15 protein-coding genes are annotated in these 18,351 nt (G+C 68.1%); 11 read left to right on the forward strand and 4 right to left on the reverse strand.

Annotated elements, in window-relative coordinates; translation table 11 throughout:
• Nucleotides 1-24 precede the first annotated feature (24 nt).
• The 3 genes from ACOGW9_RS03920 to ACOGW9_RS03930 form a co-directional block, all read right to left on the reverse strand.
• Nucleotides 25-540 carry an O-acetyl-ADP-ribose deacetylase gene (locus ACOGW9_RS03920; RefSeq protein WP_419908580.1) on the reverse strand — a complete coding sequence of 172 codons (516 nt, stop codon included), beginning with the start codon at nt 538-540 and terminating at the stop codon, nt 25-27.
• Complete coding sequence (locus tag ACOGW9_RS03925) at nt 537-2,888, reverse strand: CoA transferase (RefSeq protein ID WP_419908582.1); 2,352 nt, start codon at nt 2,886-2,888, stop codon at nt 537-539. Before ACOGW9_RS03925 ends, ACOGW9_RS03920 begins: the two co-directional genes overlap by 4 nt.
• Before the next feature lie 116 nt (nt 2,889-3,004).
• Nucleotides 3,005-3,775 carry a glucose 1-dehydrogenase gene (locus ACOGW9_RS03930; RefSeq protein ID WP_419908584.1) on the reverse strand — a complete coding sequence of 257 codons (771 nt, stop codon included), beginning with the start codon at nt 3,773-3,775 and terminating at the stop codon, nt 3,005-3,007.
• Between the two features lie 183 nt (nt 3,776-3,958).
• On the opposite strand from ACOGW9_RS03930, the gene ACOGW9_RS03935 reads away from it, so the two are divergent.
• From ACOGW9_RS03935 to ACOGW9_RS03985, 11 genes are all read left to right on the forward strand, one after another.
• Nucleotides 3,959-5,143, forward strand: coding sequence for an NAD(P)/FAD-dependent oxidoreductase (locus tag ACOGW9_RS03935; protein ID WP_419908586.1), 1,185 nt, complete (start codon nt 3,959-3,961; stop codon nt 5,141-5,143).
• A 66-nt stretch (nt 5,144-5,209) separates the two neighbouring features.
• Nucleotides 5,210-6,217: an LLM class flavin-dependent oxidoreductase gene (locus ACOGW9_RS03940; protein WP_419908588.1), complete on the forward strand. Its 1,008-nt coding sequence runs from the start codon at nt 5,210-5,212 to the stop codon at nt 6,215-6,217.
• A 65-nt stretch (nt 6,218-6,282) separates the two neighbouring features.
• The gene (locus ACOGW9_RS03945; protein WP_419908590.1) at nt 6,283-6,765 is read left to right on the forward strand and encodes a nuclear transport factor 2 family protein; all 483 of its coding nucleotides are present in this window, start codon (nt 6,283-6,285) and stop codon (nt 6,763-6,765) included.
• 90 nt (nt 6,766-6,855) lie between these two features.
• Nucleotides 6,856-7,539, forward strand: coding sequence for a VOC family protein (locus ACOGW9_RS03950; protein WP_419908592.1), 684 nt, complete (start codon nt 6,856-6,858; stop codon nt 7,537-7,539).
• Between the two features lie 60 nt (nt 7,540-7,599).
• On the forward strand, nt 7,600-9,681 hold the full coding sequence (locus ACOGW9_RS03955) for a 4Fe-4S dicluster domain-containing protein (RefSeq protein ID WP_419908594.1): 2,082 nt from the start codon (nt 7,600-7,602) through the stop codon (nt 9,679-9,681).
• A 68-nt stretch (nt 9,682-9,749) separates the two neighbouring features.
• On the forward strand, nt 9,750-10,790 hold the full coding sequence (locus ACOGW9_RS03960) for a hypothetical protein (RefSeq protein WP_419908596.1): 1,041 nt from the start codon (nt 9,750-9,752) through the stop codon (nt 10,788-10,790).
• A gap of 94 nt (nt 10,791-10,884) precedes the next feature.
• A complete protein-coding gene (locus ACOGW9_RS03965; protein ID WP_419908598.1) occupies nt 10,885-11,751 on the forward strand; it encodes an FAD binding domain-containing protein in 867 nt (288 codons plus the stop codon).
• Nucleotides 11,751-12,242: a (2Fe-2S)-binding protein gene (locus tag ACOGW9_RS03970; protein ID WP_419908600.1), complete on the forward strand. Its 492-nt coding sequence runs from the start codon at nt 11,751-11,753 to the stop codon at nt 12,240-12,242. Before ACOGW9_RS03965 ends, ACOGW9_RS03970 begins: the two co-directional genes overlap by 1 nt.
• Nucleotides 12,239-14,575 (forward strand): xanthine dehydrogenase family protein molybdopterin-binding subunit, encoded by a 2,337-nt coding sequence (locus tag ACOGW9_RS03975; RefSeq protein ID WP_419908602.1) that lies wholly within the window; start codon nt 12,239-12,241, stop codon nt 14,573-14,575. The genes ACOGW9_RS03970 and ACOGW9_RS03975 overlap by 4 nt, the downstream gene beginning before the upstream one ends.
• A 29-nt stretch (nt 14,576-14,604) precedes the next feature.
• Nucleotides 14,605-16,200, forward strand: coding sequence for a hydantoinase/oxoprolinase N-terminal domain-containing protein (locus tag ACOGW9_RS03980; protein ID WP_419908738.1), 1,596 nt, complete (start codon nt 14,605-14,607; stop codon nt 16,198-16,200).
• Nucleotides 16,197-17,186: an LLM class flavin-dependent oxidoreductase gene (locus ACOGW9_RS03985; RefSeq protein WP_419908604.1), complete on the forward strand. Its 990-nt coding sequence runs from the start codon at nt 16,197-16,199 to the stop codon at nt 17,184-17,186. Before ACOGW9_RS03980 ends, ACOGW9_RS03985 begins: the two co-directional genes overlap by 4 nt.
• An 81-nt stretch (nt 17,187-17,267) precedes the next feature.
• Here ACOGW9_RS03985 and ACOGW9_RS03990 read toward each other — a convergent pair whose 3' ends face one another.
• Nucleotides 17,268-18,338, reverse strand: a complete 1,071-nt coding sequence (locus ACOGW9_RS03990) for a DUF917 domain-containing protein (RefSeq protein WP_419908606.1) — start codon at nt 18,336-18,338, stop codon at nt 17,268-17,270.
• Between the last annotated feature and the right edge of the window lie 13 nt (nt 18,339-18,351).

The following is an 18,351-nucleotide window of genomic DNA, read 5'->3' on the forward strand; positions in this document are numbered from 1 at the left end:
GCAGAATGCGATGCCACTCCGCGGTCAATCTGCCAGCACCGTCTGGTAGGCGCTCAGCGTCTCGTCGTTGAAACAGACGAAGCGGATCAGCTCGACAGTGGTAGGTGTGCTGCGGACCGTGTCGACGGCGATCTGTGTGGCCGGCGCGATGGGGTAGCCGTACACGCCGGTCGAGATTGCCGGAAAGGCGACTGAGCGGGCGTTGACCTCGTCGGCTAGGGCGAGCGATTGCCGGTAGCACGACGCCAGCAGTTCGGACTCCCCTTGGTCACCGCCGTGCCAGATCGGCCCGACCGTGTGTATGACCCAGCGGGCAGCCAGCCTGAAGCCGGGCGTGACCTTGGCCTGACCGGTGGGGCAGCCGCCGAGTGTCCGGCAGTGCTCGAGCAGCTCGGGCCCTGCGGCGCGGTGGATGGCACCGTCGACGCCGCCTCCTCCCAGCAGTGTCTCGTTGGCCGCGTTCACGATTGCGTCGACCTGCTCGACCGTGATGTCACCGACGGCCAGCTCGAGCCGCGGCGACGGCGGATCGCTGCTCATTCGAGGGCCTCGGCCACCGCCAGCTCTGCGATGCGGTCGGCGTCGTAGCCCAGCAGGTCCTCCAGGATCTCCATGGCGTGCTCGCCGTAGGTGGGGCCCGCCCAACTGAAGCCGTTGTGCGCGGCAGAGAGCGTGTAGGGGATGGCGTCGACGACGGTCCGGCGGGCGTATCCGTGCGGTGCCCACTGGAAGTGACCGCGATGGGCGAGCTGCGGGTCGTTGAGGCAGGCGCCGGAGTTCTGCACGTGGTGCGCGGCGATGCCGTGCGCTTGCAGGCGATGCGTGAGGCCCGGCCCGTTCTGGCGGGCAGTGAACTCCGTCACGATCTCGTCCAGCTCAGCCTGGCGTTCTCGCCGGGCAGCGCTGTCGAGATCGGCCAGATCCTCCCTGCGCATCTCAATCGCGAGCGAGCGCCATTGCTCGTCGCCCTCCACGGCGATGGCGATCCACTCGTCGTCGCCCATCGTCGGGTACACGCCGTGGGGCACCATTTCGTCATCGGCATTGCCCCGCCGGCTGCGCATCTCGCCGGTGGCCTGCATCTCGGCGATCGCCGGTGCCAGCAGGTGCACGGCTGCCTCCATTTGGGAGAAGTCCAGATGCTGGCCCTCGCCCGTGCGGCGGCGGTGATCGAGTGCCGCGAGCAGTGCGCACACGGTGAACCGCGGCGAGCAGTAGTCGGTGTAGGCCAGGTACGGCCCAGCCGGCCCCCGATCCTCCCAACCGGTGATGTCGAAGAACCCGGCCACGGACGCGGCCATGTTGCCGAATCCGGCGAAGTCCCGGAAGGGCCCGGTCTGGCCCATCACGCAGCTCGAGACCATCACTAGATCCGGATTGAGCTCCCGGAGATCCTCGTACCCCAGGCCCCAGGCCGCCATCGTGCCCGGCGTGAACGACTCGACGACCACATCGGCCCAGGCGGCCAGATCACGCACGACTGCACGGGCCTCGGGCTTGGACAGGTCGAGCGAGATCGTCTTCTTGTTTGCATTGGTGGAGTGCCATGCGATGGCGTTCTCCTGATCGGGTACGTCATCTCGATGGCCCAACGCGCCCCGCAGCAGGCACGGTCGGTTCTGGGTCTCGACCCGCACCACCGTGGCGCCCCAATGGGCGAGGATCTTGGTGGCGAGCGGGGCAGCCGCGACCCAGGCCAGATCTGCGACTTTGAGCCCGGCCAAAGGCCGATCCGCTGGGGCACCATCAGGAAGCGCCTCGGTCGGTGAGAGTTCCGACTCGGCGCCGGTCCACTCGTCAGTTACCTGCGCGGTGTGAGCACCTGCCTCAGGCGCCGGGCCGAGCGGCGTAAGCGGGGTGCCCTCGGCGAGCACGAAGCGCCCCGGATGCCGGAGGCCGTCGACCTCATCCCAGAAGTCACGAGCCGCGAGCTGCGGACTGTCGAGCACATCACCCAAAGTGTTGACCGGGCACACCAGCAGCGAATCCTGCAGGCCGCGTTCGATCATCTCGGCTTTCGTCTTAGTCAGGCAGAAGGCGGCGATGTTCTCCATCAGCTGCTCGATGACGCCGATACTCTCCTCGCCGCTCTGCAAGAGCAGGGCGAAGTTCACCCAATCCTTGTTCAGCATGTCGTCGTCGCAGAACCCCTCAGAGTGCATCCACGCCAGGAACCGCTGCACCATCGGCCCGATCATCGGACCGAAGGCAACGGTGACGATCATGTAACCGTCCTTGCAGGGGTAGATGGTGCGAAGCATCAGATTGCCGAAGCGCACCCCGCCCGCTTCCCGCTGCACTTCCTCCAGTCCGGCCGGCGCGTAGAGAATGGCCGACAGCGCCGTCTCGCAGACGGCCTGCTGCGTCGACAGGTCGACGTGCTGGCCGCGACCGGTGCGGGCCCGATGCTCCAGGGCCACGGTGGCTGCGACGGCTGCTTGCGCGCTGGCGTGCAACCACGCCTGGGGAATGCTGATGCGCACCGGAGGCCGGTCGCTGTCGCCGGTCACCGCCAGCTGGCCGCTGGAGGCGAACAGGGTGAGATCTGTGGCGCTCCAGTCGGCTTTCGGGCCGGTTTCACCCCACGGGGTGATGTGCACCGTGATGAGCCGCTCATTCGCATCCCGCAATGTGTTCAGATCGACGTCGAAGGGCGTCGCATCGTTGTGGAGCACGATGTCGGCCGTTGCCGCCAACGCGGCCATCTCATCGGCGCTGGCCGCTGTCAGGGAGCGCTTGCCCCGGTTGTAGGCGTCATGGGCGAAGCCGCGCGGCCACCCGCCGGGCGGTTCCGCCATCACCACGTCGGCGCCGAGCTGGGCCAGCAGGTTGCCGGCGAACCAGCAGCGCTCGTCAGTCAGATCCAGCACCCGATACGGACCAAGCATCCCGCCCCCCGAGCTGTTGACCGTGCGGCGCCTATGGTTCCGCCGCTCTTCCGCCCGGACACTACTTTCGCCGATCCCGCCGGCTCGCTGCGATGCGAGCGCCGCGCGCCTCGGTGCTACTCGGGTGTGACGTAAGCAGCCGTCAGACCTCCGTCGACATGCAGATCGGCGCCCGTCATGTAGGACGCGTCATCGGAGGCGAGGAACAGGGCTGCGGACGCCATCTCGTCTGCTTCGCCGAAGCGCCCCATCGGCACGTGCACCAGGCGTCGCTGGCGCTTCTCGGGTGTGTCGAGAAACGACATCAGCATCTCGGTGCGCAGCGGGCCGGGCGAGAGAGCGTTGACGCGGATGTTCTCTCGGGCATGAACGACCGCCAGCTCACGCGTCAGCGCCAGCACTGCGCCCTTGGAGGCGGTGTAGGCGATCTGCGGTGTGGCCGCGCCTACCGAAGCCACGAACGAGGCGGTGTTGATGATGGAACCCCCGCCGCGCCGTCGCATCGCCTCCACGGCGTACTTGCAGCCGTACAGCACGCCCTTGACGTTGACGTCGAAGGTGCGGTCGATGGTGTCGTCGCCGGTCGCGACAGCGTCGGTGTCGTCGTCGAGCATGATGCCGGCGTTGTTGAACGCCACGTCCAGCCCGCCGTAGTGCTCTTCGGCCCGGCCGAATGCGGCAGCGACATCGGACTCGACCGCGACATCGGCTCGCACAGCAATGGCGTCGCCGCCGGCTGCAAGCACCTCGGCCACGGTGTCGTCGACCGAGTCGGCGATGTCGACAGCGACGGTCTGCGCTCCCGCCGCCGCGAAGCGCACTGCCGTGGCACGCCCGATACCGCTGCCGGCCCCGGTGATCAACGCCACCTTGCCTTCCAGTCTCATGCCAGACCTCCCGGTGAACCAGCGTCGTTGTCGCGAGCCATTGTTCCCGACAGCACACGGCTGTCCGTGCGCATCCCTTCCCAGCGCCGGGCAGCCGGAGCAGCGGCTGCCATCATCTTGGGCGTTCGACATGGACAAGGGCGGTCCCACGCCTTGCTGGGGCTGACGGCGGGACGGTGATCGGTGCGCGATGCATATGACGTGGTGATCGTGGGCGGCGCCGTCATGGGGTCGTCGATCGCATGGGCGTTGTCGGCCAGCGACGGCTTCGACGGCTCGGTGCTGGTGGTGGAGCGCGATCCGACCTACGCGAACGCATCCACCACCCACACCAACAGCTGCATGCGCCAGCAGTTCTCGAACCCGCTGAACGTGCAGATCTCCCGCTTCAGCGCCGACTTCGTGCGCAACTTCCGGGAACGTCTCGGCGGCGATCTCGAGATCCCCGACATCTTCGTCCACCACTTCGGCTACATGTACCTCGCCGCCGATGAGCGCTTCGCCGACACGCTGCGCCGCAACCAAGCCATCCAGGCTGAGCTCGGTTCGGGCACGCGCATCATGAGCCCGGCTGAGATCAAGGCCGACTATCCCTTCTACAACGTCGAAGACATCATCTGCGGCAGCCACAACCTGACCGACGAGGGTTACTTCGACTCGGGCACGATGTTCGATTGGTGGCGCCGCAAGGCCCGCCACAACGGCGTCACCTACGTCACCGATGAGGTTGTCGATCTCATCACGGCGACCGGACAGGTGACCTCTGCAGTGCTGGCGTCAGGCACGACCGTCCGATGCGGAACTCTGGTGAACGCAGCCGGGCCGCGCGCCGTCGAAGTGGCCCGAATGGCAGGCGCCGCCCTGCCGGTGGAGCCGCGCAAGCGGTACACGTTCATCTTCGATGCGGCCGAGCCGCTCGATCGGGCCCTGCCGCTGACCATCGACCCGACCGGTGTCCACATGCGCAGCGACGGCGACGCCTACATGTGCGGCTGCACGCCCGACGTGGACCCCGCCGTCGACTACGACGACTTCGCCATGGACCACCATATTTTCGAGAACAAGGTGTGGCCGGTGCTCGCGCATCGCGTGCCCGCTTTCGAGCGCCTCAAGGTCACCAGCCAGTGGGCCGGCCACTACGCCTACAACACGCTCGATCACAACGTGGTGGTGGGCCCGCACCACCAGATCGGGAACTTCATCTTCGCCAACGGGTTCTCGGGTCACGGCATGCAGCAGTCGCCCGCCATCGGGCGGGCGGTGTCGGAGTGGATTGCCTACGGCGAGTACCGCACGCTCGACCTCACGCCGCTGGGCTACCAGCGCATCGTCGACGGCGAGCCTTTCGTCGAGAGCGCCATCATCTGAGTCGTCCGAGCGGGTCCGGCTGACGCCTCGGCCGCGCATCAGGTCTCACCACTACTCTCGCTGCCCATGCGATTCGGCATCTTCGACCAGCTCGAACAGCCGGGCGATGTGCCGTGGCACGAGCTCTACCGGCACCGCCTGGACCTGCTGGTGCGGGCCGAGCAAGCCGGCGTGTGGGGATGGCACAAGTCCGAGCACCACCTGATCCCGCTCGACGCCGCCCCCAGCATCAACGTGTTCCTGGCTGCCGCCATCGAGCGCACAAGCAGCATCCGCATCTGCTCGCTGGTGCACCTGCTGCCCTTCTACCACCCGATCCGGCTGGCAGAAGAGCTGTGCATGCTCGACCAGCTCTCCGAGGGCCGGCTGGAGTTCGGATTCGGAAAGGGCATCAGCGTGCCCGAGCACCTGTTGTGGGGCCTCGACCCCGATGAGGCCATCGCGAAGACAGACGAGTCGCTCGACCTGATCCTCGCCGCCATGCAGACCAGCGGCAACTTCAGCTACGACGGGCGGTACTGCAGCTTCAGCGACGTGCCGATCGAATTCGAGCCGTACCAGAAGCCCTACCCGCCGTTGTGGCGTCCCGGCCAGCTTGAGACGGCCGCCGAGATGGGTGTGCGCACCATGGCCGCCGGGCCGCTCGCCGCCGTGGCCGCGAGCACTGCCCGCTACCACGAGCTCCTGGGCGACGAGGGCATCGGCCGACACCATGAGCCCATGATCGGCGGGCTGCGCCGGCTGATCGTGGCGCCCACCGACGCCGAGGCGGACGAGATCGGGCGAAGGACGTGGGCCGCGTTCACTGAGCACCTGACCCGGCTGTTCCGCCGCTACGAGATGATCCCGCCCAACGACCCGACCCTCGGCGGTGACTACGACAAGGCCAAGCACTTCCAAGCCGTGGTCGTGGGTTCGCCCGAGACCGTGCGTGAGCACTGCGAGCAGTTCGCCGAAGAAGCCGGTACGGACTATTTCGTCGGCGTGTTCGCCTGGGGCGACCTGTCCGCTTACGAGGTAGACCGCTCATTCGATCTCTTCGCCGAGCACGCGATGGCGCCGCTCTCGAACTGAACTTCCTGAGCGCTGCTGCGCCTACTCTGCGGCACCTGAAACCCGACAATTGAGGACTACCGACCATGAGCCAATGGAGCCGAGCTGAGATCGAGGAAGCGCTTGCCACCTATCAGGCGGCCAGCAAGAAGGCGGGCCAGACTGGCGACTGGCGCGACTGGGCCAACCGCTTCACCGAGGATGCCACCTACGTCGAGCACTTCTTCGGCACGATGACTGGACGGGAAGCGATCTACGAGTGGATCCAGTCCCAGATGAGCGAGTGGCCGGGCTCCGAGATGATCGAGTTCCCCATCGAGTGGTACATCATCGATGAGGAACGTGGCTGGGTGGTGTGCCAGATCTGGAACCGCATGGCCGACCCCGGCGACGGTTCGGACCATCGGGAGTACAACTTCTCGCTCCTCAAGTACGCCGGCAATGGCCTGTGGAGCTACGAAGAGGACATCTACAACCCCGAGCGGTTCCTGGAGATGGTGGGGAACTACGAACGGCACAAAGAGTCGCTCGCTGCCGGCGCGGAGCAGGCCTCCTCACCCGGGTCGTGAAGGCTGCACCGCCAAGTCTCTGAACGCACTCAGGGCCGAAGCGAGGGCTGGGCGAGGCATATAGTCGCAAGCGAAGAGGGAGCCGCTCGAATGCCTGCATTGCATCCCAACGGGGTGAACCATCTCGCCCTGTCCACCCGCGACATGAAGGGCCAACTGGGGTTCTGGTGCGACGTGCTAGGGCTGCCGCTGAAGGCGCTCTACTGGATGCACGGCGTGGACGGCACCTACCACGGGTTCGTGGAGCTGGCGCCCGACAGCTACGTGGCATTCGTCCAGCACCCGGACAACGCCAAGGACATCGAGCTGGGCGTCACCCATGCCGGCGGGCCGGGCGAGCCGGTGACCGCAGGCACCATGCAGCACGTGGCCTTCAACGTGGACACCTTCGAGGACCTGATGGCGCTGAGGGACCGCATCCGCGACCGGGGCGTGCAGGTGTTCGGTCCGATCGACCACGGTTTCATCCAGTCGATCCATTTCGCCGGGCCGGAAGGGCTGGCCCTCGAAGTGGCATGCGGGTCGGCGATTCCCGTCGAGCAGTGGGTGGACCCTGAAGTCCAGGACCTGTGCGGGATCTCGGCCTCCGAGTTGGAGCAGTTGAAGTACCCGGCGGAATACAGCCGCCCCGCGGAATCAGTGCCCCAGCCGTCTTCGGACACCGGCATGCCGCGGCTGATGCCCGAAGACCACTACGACATGGTGATGAGCCTGCCCGATCAGGTGGTGTGGGACCGGATGAGCGAGACCACGCCCCCGGTCGCCGCCGACTGAGCACCGCACGACGCAGGCGCGCCTGACCCAGTGGAATCCTGACCGAGGTAAGGCAGCCGCATGCGCTTGTTCTCACACCGCAAGCGAGCCGCAGCGGCGGGTCCGCTGCCCACCGAGCTGCTGCCCCGGCTCGCGCCCGGGACGCTCGATGCGAGGAAGGAATTGCCCGGCCCGCCGCCCGCACCGGCCTCACCGGGCGAGTGGGGCGTCGCCCATGTCTTCGGCGACATCGTCGACGTCTTCACAGCCTGCCGGACAGCGGACGTTCTGGCTGCGCCGGCGCCGATGCCGAGCGCACAAGCCGCAGTGGACAACATGCGCGGGTACTGCTTCTTCCTCGACGCCGACCTTGCGGGCATCTGTGAGCCGTCGCGGGAGTGCTGGACTGCAGAGCCGATCGAGGGGCACCGCAGCGCCATCGCCATCGTCGTGGGCCTGGGACGGCCCATCCGGCCCGGAGAGCCGGGCTACGACTGGATCGCCGGTTCCGAACAGGACAACGCCGACCTGCGCGCCACCGAGATCGCCACCGTGCTCACCCGCTATCTGGGCACGCTCGGATATGCGGCCACCGCCCACACCGCAGCAGTCTCCGACGTGGACCGCTGCCGGGTCGGTCTCGAAGCCGGGGTGCTCGAGGCAGGGCGTCGTGGGCTCGGGCATCCCTTCCTGAAGCGGGGGTTCGCCATTGCAGTGGTGACGACGAATCTGGATCTCACCCCCGACGGCCCGCTCGCGCCGCGCAATGCCGTGCAGAACCTGCGCATCTCCCTCAAGCACTGGCTGGGTCGGGGCGGCACCCGACCGGGTTGGAGCCGCCTGGACGGGCGGCACCGGCCGTGGCACCTGGGCCGTTACCCGATGGAGAAGGTGAAGCGGGTCGACGAGCCGACCACGCTGGTCATCCCCGAAGAGGTCACGCGACCTGCGGCCCGCCACAACTTCTTCGTGCGGGCCGGCGCCGGCGACCTCGGTCCGCGCCCGCGCACCGAAGTGGCCCGCTTCATCCGCAAGGCGCCCCACGGCATCGCATCGCAGGAGATGCTGCGTCGGCTGGTTCCGCTGCAGCGGGGCGAGGCCGCCGCTGAGATCGGCCCTGGCGTCGGCGACGCCGGGACGAATGCCGACGCTGTCAAGGCGCTGGGACACTTCATCGGCGCGGACATGACCGGCGTGTGCGAAGCGCCCGCCTACGCCTGGTATTCCCACCGTCCCGACGGCTCGCCGATCGAAGCCAGGCACCGCAACGCCATCGTGTTCGTGCTCGATCAGGGCTTCGAGACCATGGAGGGCGCGTCGGGCGACGACTGGATCAGCGGCGCGCAGTCGATGCGCGCCTACCTGCGGGCGTCGATCATCGCCAACGCGATTGCCGCGCAGATCCGCCGGCTCGGCTACGACGCGCAGGCACACACCGCCGCCGACGACGAGATCAACCACATCCCGCTGCTGCTGTCGGCGGGCATCGGGGAGCTGTCGCGCATCGGCGAGCTGGTGCTGAACCCCTTCGTGGGCCCTCGCTTCAAGTCGGGTGCCATCACCACCGACATGCCGCTGACGCCGGACCGGCCGATCGACTTCGGGCTGCAGGACTTCTGTACCAAGTGCACCAAGTGCGCCCGCGAGTGTCCTGTGGGGGCCATCCGATTCGGCGACAAGGTGATGTTCAACGGCTACGAGATGTGGAAGCCCGACGTGGACCGCTGCGCCCGCTACCGCATCACCAACATGCGCGGCTCGGCCTGCGGGCGCTGCATGAAGACCTGCCCCTACAACGTCGAGGGAGTGCTGGCGGAGCGTCCGTTCCAGTGGGCGGCGATGAAGCTGCCGTTCGCCCGCTCCTGGATTGCACGGCTCGACGACAAGCTGGGCCGCGGCGAGATCAACCCGACCAAGAAGTGGTGGGTGGATATCGAGGTGCTCGAGGACACGCCGGTCGAGCCGCCGAAGGGCGCGAACACGAGGGGCCTCAACCTCGAGCGCAAGCCGCGAGACGAATCGGGCTTCGCGATGTTCCCGCCCGAGATGGCCCCGCCCGGCCCAGACGGGATGACGACGTTCCCGCTGGACCGCGAGGCCGGCATCGCAGCGTCGCAGGAGGCCGAAACACCCGGGGCAGCACGGGAGCGCATCAACGGGTAGCCGCCCGAAGCACGCAACTACCAACTCGAGCCTGCGAGGCACGTGAGATCCTGGGAGGGGAGAATCTGATGGCCGAAGTCCGTGGTGCTCACTTGGTGGGCAGCGCCCCAGTTTCGGAACCGGACGAGTTGTTCGCGCTCGTCCGCGACCATCTCGCGAGCCACCTGCGCCGCGTGCCCGACGGCGAAGTCGGCGAACGGGACACCTGGATCGCTTGGCAGTTTCCCAAGCTGGCACAGTGCCCCCAGCTCGAGACCCGTTCGGTGAACTCGGCGTACCTGGGACGCGAGATTCCCCAACACCAGGTGATTGACGGTGCCGGGCCGCTCGAACTCGTCGATCTGGGGTATGCCGAGGCAGCGCTCGCTTCGTGGGAGCGATTCGAGGCGGCGCAGCGCGCTGGCACGCTGCCTGAGAACGTGCGCTTCATGGTGGGACTGCCGTCACCGCTCAGTGTGGTCACCATCTATGTCGCGCCGAACTCCCGCCCGGCCGTGCTCGAAGCGTGGACCGCTGCCATGGAAGCCCAGCTGCAGCGCATTCTCGACGGCATCCCGAGCGATCGGCTGGCCATCCAGTGGGAGGTGTGCATCGAGTTCGGGATTCTCGAAGGTCTGTGGACCTACCAGGACACCGGCAGCGGTGGCACAGCGGCTCGCGACGGCATCGCACAGCACATCGTCCACCTCGGCAACCTGGTGCCAGGCGAAGTCGAAATGGGCTACCACCTGTGCTACGGCGACGCCGGCCATCAGCACTTCGTCGAACCGAGCGACACCGGACACTTGGCATGGGCGGCCCAGACGCTGCTGGAGCAGGTGAACAGGCGCATCGACTGGATCCACCTGCCGGTGCCGAGGCAGCGAGACGACGACGCGTACTTCGAGGCGCTGGGAGCGGTGGAGATTCCCGACGAGACCGAGCTGTACCTCGGGCTGGTGCATGCGACGGGCGGCGAAGAGGGAACTCGCCAGCGCATTGCCACCGCGTCGCGGCATGTGTCCCGATTCGGCCTCGCCACCGAGTGCGGATTCGGGCGTCGCCCGTTGTCCCAGATCCCTGCGTTGCTCGACCAGCACGCAGCGCTCAGCGAACCCTGGACGCCGTGATCTGCCCTCCACGCTCCGGTGCCTTCGCCCGGGAGAGACCTCCGAGAGGCGAGCACTAGCATCGCCCGAGGCGGCGAGGCCGGGAGGTGCGGCGGTGCAGTTCTGCAGGGTTCGCAGCGTCGCCGAGGCGGTTGACGAGCTGAGTCGCTGGGGCACCGAGGGGCGGATCCTGGCAGGCGGAACCGACGTGATGCCGGCGCACCTGCGTGGCGAGCTGTCACCGGCTGCCTTGATCGACATCAGCGGGATCGACGGCTTGCAGGGCATCTCCGAGGTCGGCGGTGTCACCAGCATCGGCGCGCTGGTCACCCTGCGTCGGCTTGCGATGGCCTCGCTTGTTCAGTTGCGGCACCCGGCGCTGGCGCAGGCGGCTGCGTCGGTCGGGGCGTGGCAGACCCAGACCGTGGCCACGCTAGGCGGCAACATCTGCTCAGCAGCGGCAACAGCCGACACGCTGCCCGCCCTGCTCGTCGCCGATGCGCATCTGATGCTGGTGTCGAAATCGGGCCGGCGACGCATGGGGCTGGAGGAGTTCCTCGAAGGCCCCGGCGCGACGGCCCTGCGGCCGACCGAACTGCTGCGGGCCGTCGAGGTGGAGCCGCTCCCCGAACGCGGCGCCGAGGGGTACGTGAAGGTGAGTCGTCGCAGTGCCATGGATCTTGCGATGGTGGGCTTGGCGCTCCGGCTGTCGGTGACGCCGAGCGGGGTGATCAGCGGCGCACGGATTGCGATGTGCGGCGGAGCCCGCGCAGCACACAGGGTGCCGGTAGCGGAGTCGGTGCTGCTGGGCAGCCAGCTCAGCGGCGATACCGACCTGTTCGGTGCTGCCGGCGAGGAGTTGTCCCGTGCTGTGGGGCCTGCAGTGTCCCCCGAAGCGCAGTACCGCCGGCGTGTGCTGCGGGGTCTGTTCGGCCGGCTGGCCCGACAATGCACTGCGCAGATCCCAGGGGCGAGCGGCTGATGCCGGTGTCGCCTTCAGAGCGAGACGTGACGATCCGGCTCGTGGTCAATGACCGCGCACACCAGCTCGACGTGGATGCGGGCGAGACGCTCCTGGGAACCCTGCGGGAACGGCTGGGGTTCACGGGGCCGAAGGAAGCCTGCTGGGAAGGCGAATGCGGTGCCTGCACCGTGCTGGTGGACGGCGGACCGGTGGCGTCATGCATCCTGGCGGCAGGCTCGACGAGCGGTCGGGTCGTCCGCACTGTCGAGGGGCTTGCCGGAGCGGCCGAGCTGACGACGCTGCAGCAGGCATTCGTACGCCACGCGGCAGTGCAGTGCGGCTACTGCACGCCCGGCGTGCTCATGGTGCTCACTGCCCTGCTGGACGACGTTCCCGAACCCACCGAGACTGACATCCGCCGGGCGCTCGCAGGCAACATCTGCCGCTGCACCGGGTACCAGCAGATAGTCGAAGCAGCACTGGATGCTGCGCGTGCGGTGCAGCCATGAGCGTCGTGGGGACCAGCCCCGATCGCAGCGATGCCGACACGAAGCTGCGCGGCCAGGCAATCTTCGGAGCTGACCTGTCAAGAACCGGGATGCTGTGGGCGGCGGTTGCTCGATCGCCTGTTGCAGCCGGTCGGATCCGGGGGATCGACCCAGCGCCCGCACTCAGGATCAAGGGGGTACTCGAGGTCCTGACGTCGGCGGACGTGCCGGACTGGCGAACCGGTGTGATCGTGTCGGACACCCCCGTGCTGGCCGCGGATTATGTGGCCTACGAGGGCGAGCCGGTTGCGATCGTGGTTGCCGAGAGCCGAGCGGCTGCCGAGGCCGGCGCTCGGGCTGTGGCACTCGACATCGAGACGGCCGAGCCCGTCTCCACGCCCGAGCAGGCCCTCGCCCCCGGTGCGCGCCTGGTGCATCCCGATTGGAACCGCTTCGCCGTCGCGGGCGGTGCCGACATCGGGCGTGACGGCAACGTGGTCGCGGAAGTCGTGCACGATCCAGGCGACCTCGATGAGGCATTCACCGCGGCCGACATCGTGGTGGAGGGCACCTACCGCACGCCCCGGCAGTACCAGGCGCACCTAGAGCCCAAGATGGCGCTCGCCACCTACGAATCGGGCCGCTACACCATCGAGGTATCCCACCAGTACCCGTTCCGCCTACGTGACCGTGTCGCCCAGATCTTGGGTGTCGCACCGTCCGCGGTGCGAGTGGTCGGCCATCACATAGGCGGGGGATTCGGGGCAAAGCTCGACGTGAGCCTCGAAGCGTTCGCCGCGCTGCTGGCCCGCCGTTTTCGACGCCCCGTGCGCATGCAGCACACTGCACTCGAAGAACGCCTGGTGGCGCCGTGCCGCGCCAACGCGATCGTGGCGGTGCGTTCGGCGGTGCGGCACGACGGCACCATTCTGGCAACCGATGTGGAGATCGTGTCCGACAGCGGTGCTTACGCCAACAACGGCCCGGCGCTGTCGTCGATTCCCATGTTCGTTTTCGGGTCGATCTACCGGGTCGGCACGGCGCGTATCCGGACACGCAACGTGTACACGAACACGGCGCCGACCGGTGCCTACCGGGGCGTCAACGGACCGTGGCTGGTGTTCGCCAACGAGCGGCACATGGACGCGATCGCCGACGCGCTCGGCCGTGACCGCCGGGAGTTCCGGCTGGAATCGTTGGCTCGCGACGGCGATCTGATGCGCAACGGCCAGCCGCTCGTGGAGGCGTCGATCCTGCGGGAAGCATTCGATCGGGTGGACGAGCTGGCGCCCTGGCGCGACATCGTGTCGCGCAATCAGAGACAGCGGGACGCCGCCGGACGCAGTTCGCAGCCGGTTGGGGCTGGCACAGATGTGCTGCGCGGCACGGGACAGGCAGCAGCGATCTGGCTGACGAATCCGATGCCCGGTCACGCGACCGTCAAGCTGAACGAGGACGGCACTGCCACGGTGATCACCTCGGCGACCGAGAACGGCTCGGGCGCAGTGGCCACTGGCCTGCGCCAGATCGCCGCCGAGGCGCTCGGTCTTGCTGCTGACGCTGTGACGATCACCATGCCCGACACAGACGCCACGGGGTACGACGCCGGTTCGCAGGGCAGTCGGACCACCCACGTTGTCGGCCGGGCCATCGCCGACGCTTCAGCCGACGTTCGCAGCCAAGTGCTGGACCGGGCAAGCCAGATGCTGGAAGCGGCTCCCGAGGATCTAGTGATCGCCGGCGGCGTCGTGACGGTTGCGGGCGTGCCCGCTGCCAGCCTGACGCTTGGTGCGGTCGCACAAGCGGCCACCTGGTCCGACGGGCCAATCACGGCGGGGGCTTCCTATGTCACCCCGACGCCGCCGCACGATCCCATGTGCGCCACCGGCATGCTGATCAAGGGATGGCCGACGCCCACCTACCACCTGCACCAGGCCGAGGTGAGCGTCGACCCGGTCACCGGCAGGGTCACCGTCGACCGGTACGTGGTGTGCCAGGAGGTGGGCCGGGCCATACACCCCGACGCCATCGCCGGACAGATCCAGGGCGGAGTCGCCCAGGGCTTGGGCTTCGCGTTGAGCGAGCGTGTCGATCTGGACCACGGTCGCTACGTCCTGCGCACGTTCAAAGCACACGGCTTGCCGCTGGCGGAAGATGTCCCGAAGGTGGAGATGATCGTGATGGAACACGCCGACGCTGCCGGGCCCTACGGAGCGAAGGGCGCTGCCGAGCCCCCGATCGTCCCGGTGGCGGCTGCGGTGGCCAATGCTGTCTCCGATGCCATCGGCGTGCCGTTTGACACGTTGCCGATCACTCCCGAAGCGGTGCTGGAGGCTCTGGAGCGGGCATCGTGAGCTCAACGCAGCCGGCGGCGCCTGGAACGTTGCGCATCGGCGTGGACGTGGGCGGCACCAACACCGACGCGGTCGCCATGTCCGGTAGCGAGGTCGCGGGGTGGTCCAAGGCGGTCACGACACCTGAGGTGACTGACGGCATCGTGACCGCTGTCCGGGCGGTGCTCGACGACTGCGGCGCGTCGCCCGATGCGATCGGTGCGGTCATGATCGGCACGACGCACTTCACCAACGCCCTGGTGGAGGGTCGCCGCCTCGTGCCCACCGCAGTGGTGCGACTCGGGCTTCCCGCCACGCGAGGACTGCCGCCGTTCATCGACTGGCCCGAGCGCCTGCGGGCAGTGCTCGGCGACCACGTCTATCTCTGCCATGGCGGCCACGAGTTCGACGGTCGGCTGATCAGCCCCATCGATCACGACGAGCTGCGAGCTGCAGCACACGACATCGTCTCGAAGGGCGTGGGCTCGGTGGCGGTGGCCTCGGTCTTCTCACCAGTTGACGCCAGCTTCGAGGCTGAGGCCCGTGACGTATTGGCAGACGAAGCACCGGAACTCGACATCAGCCTGTCCAGCGAGATCGGCCGGCTGGGGCTGCTCGAACGTGAGAACGCGGCCGTCGTGAATGCGTGCCTGCGACCGCTCGCCGAGCGCACCGTGTCCGGGCTGATCGGGGCGCTGGTCGAGCTTGGCCTCGACTGCCCGCTGCACGTCAGCCAGAACGACGGCACGTTGATGAGCGCCGACTTCGCCCGCCGCTACCCGGTGGCCACGTTTGCATCAGGCCCCACCAATTCAATGCGGGGAGCGGCATTCCTGAGCGGTATCCGGGACGGGGTGGTCATCGACGTGGGGGGCACGACGTCTGATGTGGGCGTGCTGGTGCACGGCTTCCCCCGAGAGGCCTCGACGGCGGTCTCGGTCGCGGGAGTGCGCACGAACTTCCGGATGCCCGACGTCCTCTCGCTGGGACTCGGCGGCGGGAGTCTGGTGCGCTCCGGCAACAGCACCGACGGAGATGGCGGCGACGTGACTGTCGGGCCCGACAGCGTCGGTTACGAGCTCACCGATCGGGCGCTGGTGTTCGGCGGCGGCGAGCTCACCGCTACGGACATTGCCGCTGCTGCGGGCATGGCTGACATCGGCGATCGGGGCCCGGTCAGCGACGTGGACGCTGGGCTGGTGGGCGATGCGGTCGAATGCATGCAGGACATGCTGGCCACCGCAGTCGAGCAGATGAAGACGTCTGCCGACCCTGTGCCGGTCGTGGTGGTCGGCGGCGGGGGAGTGCTGGTGCGCGACGGCCTGGCGGGAGCATCGGAGACGATCCGGCCCGACTACTTCTCGGTTGCCAGCGCCATCGGCGCAGCCATCGCCCAGGTCGGTGCCGAGACCGACCGGGTGTACTCGATGGCATCCATGACCCGCGACGAGGCGATGGCCGAGGCCCGTTCGGTCACCTCCCAGCGTGCCATCGACGCGGGCGCCGACGCGGCCACCGTCGAGATCACCGACATCGACGAGATCCCGCTCACCTACCTGCCGTCGAATGCCATACGGATCCGGGCGAAAGCGGTCGGCGACCTTGCCGCACGCAACGGCGCATCCAGCGGGAGGGCTGGCACATGAGCACGCAGGGCAAGATCGGCCTCATCCTGGGCAGCGCGATCGCCCCCGAGGACATCGCAAGGGCTGCCACGCAGGCCGAGGAGAGCGGCTTCGACGAGATCTGGTTGGCGGAGGACTACTTCTTCACTGGCGGCATCTCCGGTGCCTCGGTGGTGCTGGGGGCCACGAGCGAGATCACGGTGGGCCTGGGCGTGGTGTCGGCGGTGGCGCGCCATCCTTCGGTGCTGGCGATGGAGCTGGCCACGCTGAGCCGCTCGACGCCTGGGCGGCTGATCGCGGGCGTCGGCCTGGGTGTGCCGGCGTGGGTCCGCCAGATGGGTCTGCATCCCCGCTCGCCGCTGCAGGCGGTGCGGGAGTGCGTGACGGCGGTCAAGGCGCTGCTCGGCGGCGACACGCTGGATCGCCACGGCGGCCTGTTCGAGTTCGACAGCGTCAAGCTGACTTTTCCCGAGACGGGACCGCCGATGCCGGTCCGTCTCGGCGTGTCGGGGCCGAACATGCTGCGGCTGGGCGGCGAGATCGCCGACGGCACGATTCTGTCGGTGTGCTCGAGCCTGCGTTACGTGGAATGGGCCGCCGAGCGCATCAACGAGGGTCGTGAGCTCGCGGGCCGCACCGACCCGCACCCGATCACGGTGTTCGCGCTGTATGCCGTGGACGAAGACGGCCAGGCGGCTCGGGACTCGGCCCGGGCGTCGCTGGCCTTCTACCGCCAGCATGGGCCGAACGCCCTGACGGACGTGTACGGCATCTCCGACGAGCTGCAGGTGCTGATCGACGAGGGCGGTTACGCCGCTGTGCGAGACGGCATGCCCGACCAGTGGGTCGCCGACCTGACTGTCGCAGGCACCCCAGCAGAATGCGCCGCCAAGATCCGGGCGTTGCTGGCTGGAGGTGCCGACTCGGTAGCGCTGGCGCCCCTTGCGACCGACCGGCTCTCGGAGATCATCGACCTCACCGCGAGCGAAGTGCTGCCGCTGGTCTGAGTTGCTTGTGCGAGCGCCAAGGCTTCGCCGGCGCTCACCCGACAAGGCGCCAGGGCTTCGCCGGCGTTCAGATGCGAAGCTTCAAACGGCGGGCTGGTACTCGGTGTCGATGCCGAAGGCGTGGGGGCCGACGACGGCCAGCGCTTCGGGGGTGCGCAGCAGGTCGGGCGCGGGCAGCACCAGCACGTCGGCGCGCACGCCGAACCGCAGCAACTCGGTGGTGATCGGCTCGCCGGTGTCGGTGGTGACCAGCGTGATGAGGTCGGGCACCATCACCTGGGGCACGTCGTTTTCGTAGATGGCGAGGTTCTCGTTCTGGAAGTCGATGCGGATGGTGCGCCCGGCATCGTCTCCGATGCCTGCCACGGTCATCTGGCCGCGTGCAAACCCTGCCGCGTTGCGCCGGTGCACGTCGGTCACCTTGCCGCGCAGGTACCGCATGCCGCCGGCGACGCCAAGGATCGCCTCGCTGGGATCTTCCTTGACGTCACGGGCTCGGTGCACCGCATGGCCGATTTCGCTCGCGAGCCGCAGCGTGTGGGGGATGATCGAGCGGCGGCAGTAGGCACCGTCCATCACCGCGGACGCCAGCCCAGTGTGCGCGCCCATCTCGACCGTCGCAGCCCGGGCGATGCGCTCGAGCCATTTGGCATCCAGCACGTCCGAGATGATCACCTGGTTGCCGCGCTCATCGGCAATGGCGGCGGGGTAGGGAGTGCCGCCGTAGATGAGATACGTGATCATCTGCAGCTCAGGGAAGGCCCGGCCCATGCCGTCGCCGTTCACGATGGGTATGTCCATCGCCGCGGCGACCACCATCGGCACCATCGAGTTGCTGCCGCCCATCTCGAACGGAGCGATCGCATCGAACTTCCGCCCGAGGTGGCCTTCAAGCGCGCGGGCGGCCACGGTCTCCTCGTCGCCCCCGGCCAGCTTCTCGTGGCTCACCATGGGCGAGCCCATGCCGCCGACGGCCACCAGCAGATCGTCGTCGGCGATCTCGTCGGGCTCGATGACCCGCACCCGGCCGCCGTTGCGCATCACCTGCAGCACCCGCAGCCGCCCGAGATACGGGTTTCCACCACCGCCGGTGCCCAGCACCGCAGCCCCCAGGGCGATCGGTGCGAGGTCGGGCTCAGTGATCTCCCACACGGCACCCCTCCTG

Origin of the sequence: Candidatus Poriferisodalis sp., from assembly GCF_965203655.1 — a bacterium.
GTDB lineage: Bacteria > Actinomycetota > Acidimicrobiia > Acidimicrobiales > Poriferisodalaceae > Poriferisodalis.

What these genes read in the sequence shown, in the direction of transcription:
- ACOGW9_RS03970 (WP_419908600.1), top strand. Translation starts at nt 11,751, where the DNA reads ATGCCGGTGTCGCCTTCAGAGCGAGACGTGACGATCCGGCTCGTGGTC.
- ACOGW9_RS03940 (WP_419908588.1), top strand. Translation starts at nt 5,210, where the DNA reads ATGCGATTCGGCATCTTCGACCAGCTCGAACAGCCGGGCGATGTGCCG.
- ACOGW9_RS03985 (WP_419908604.1), top strand. Translation starts at nt 16,197, where the DNA reads ATGAGCACGCAGGGCAAGATCGGCCTCATCCTGGGCAGCGCGATCGCC.
- ACOGW9_RS03960 (WP_419908596.1), top strand. Translation starts at nt 9,750, where the DNA reads ATGGCCGAAGTCCGTGGTGCTCACTTGGTGGGCAGCGCCCCAGTTTCG.
- ACOGW9_RS03945 (WP_419908590.1), top strand. Translation starts at nt 6,283, where the DNA reads ATGAGCCAATGGAGCCGAGCTGAGATCGAGGAAGCGCTTGCCACCTAT.
- ACOGW9_RS03950 (WP_419908592.1), top strand. Translation starts at nt 6,856, where the DNA reads ATGCCTGCATTGCATCCCAACGGGGTGAACCATCTCGCCCTGTCCACC.
- ACOGW9_RS03925 (WP_419908582.1), bottom strand. Translation starts at nt 2,888, where the DNA reads ATGCTTGGTCCGTATCGGGTGCTGGATCTGACTGACGAGCGCTGCTGG.
- ACOGW9_RS03955 (WP_419908594.1), top strand. Translation starts at nt 7,600, where the DNA reads ATGCGCTTGTTCTCACACCGCAAGCGAGCCGCAGCGGCGGGTCCGCTG.
- ACOGW9_RS03975 (WP_419908602.1), top strand. Translation starts at nt 12,239, where the DNA reads ATGAGCGTCGTGGGGACCAGCCCCGATCGCAGCGATGCCGACACGAAG.
- ACOGW9_RS03920 (WP_419908580.1), bottom strand. Translation starts at nt 540, where the DNA reads ATGAGCAGCGATCCGCCGTCGCCGCGGCTCGAGCTGGCCGTCGGTGAC.
- ACOGW9_RS03930 (WP_419908584.1), bottom strand. Translation starts at nt 3,775, where the DNA reads ATGAGACTGGAAGGCAAGGTGGCGTTGATCACCGGGGCCGGCAGCGGT.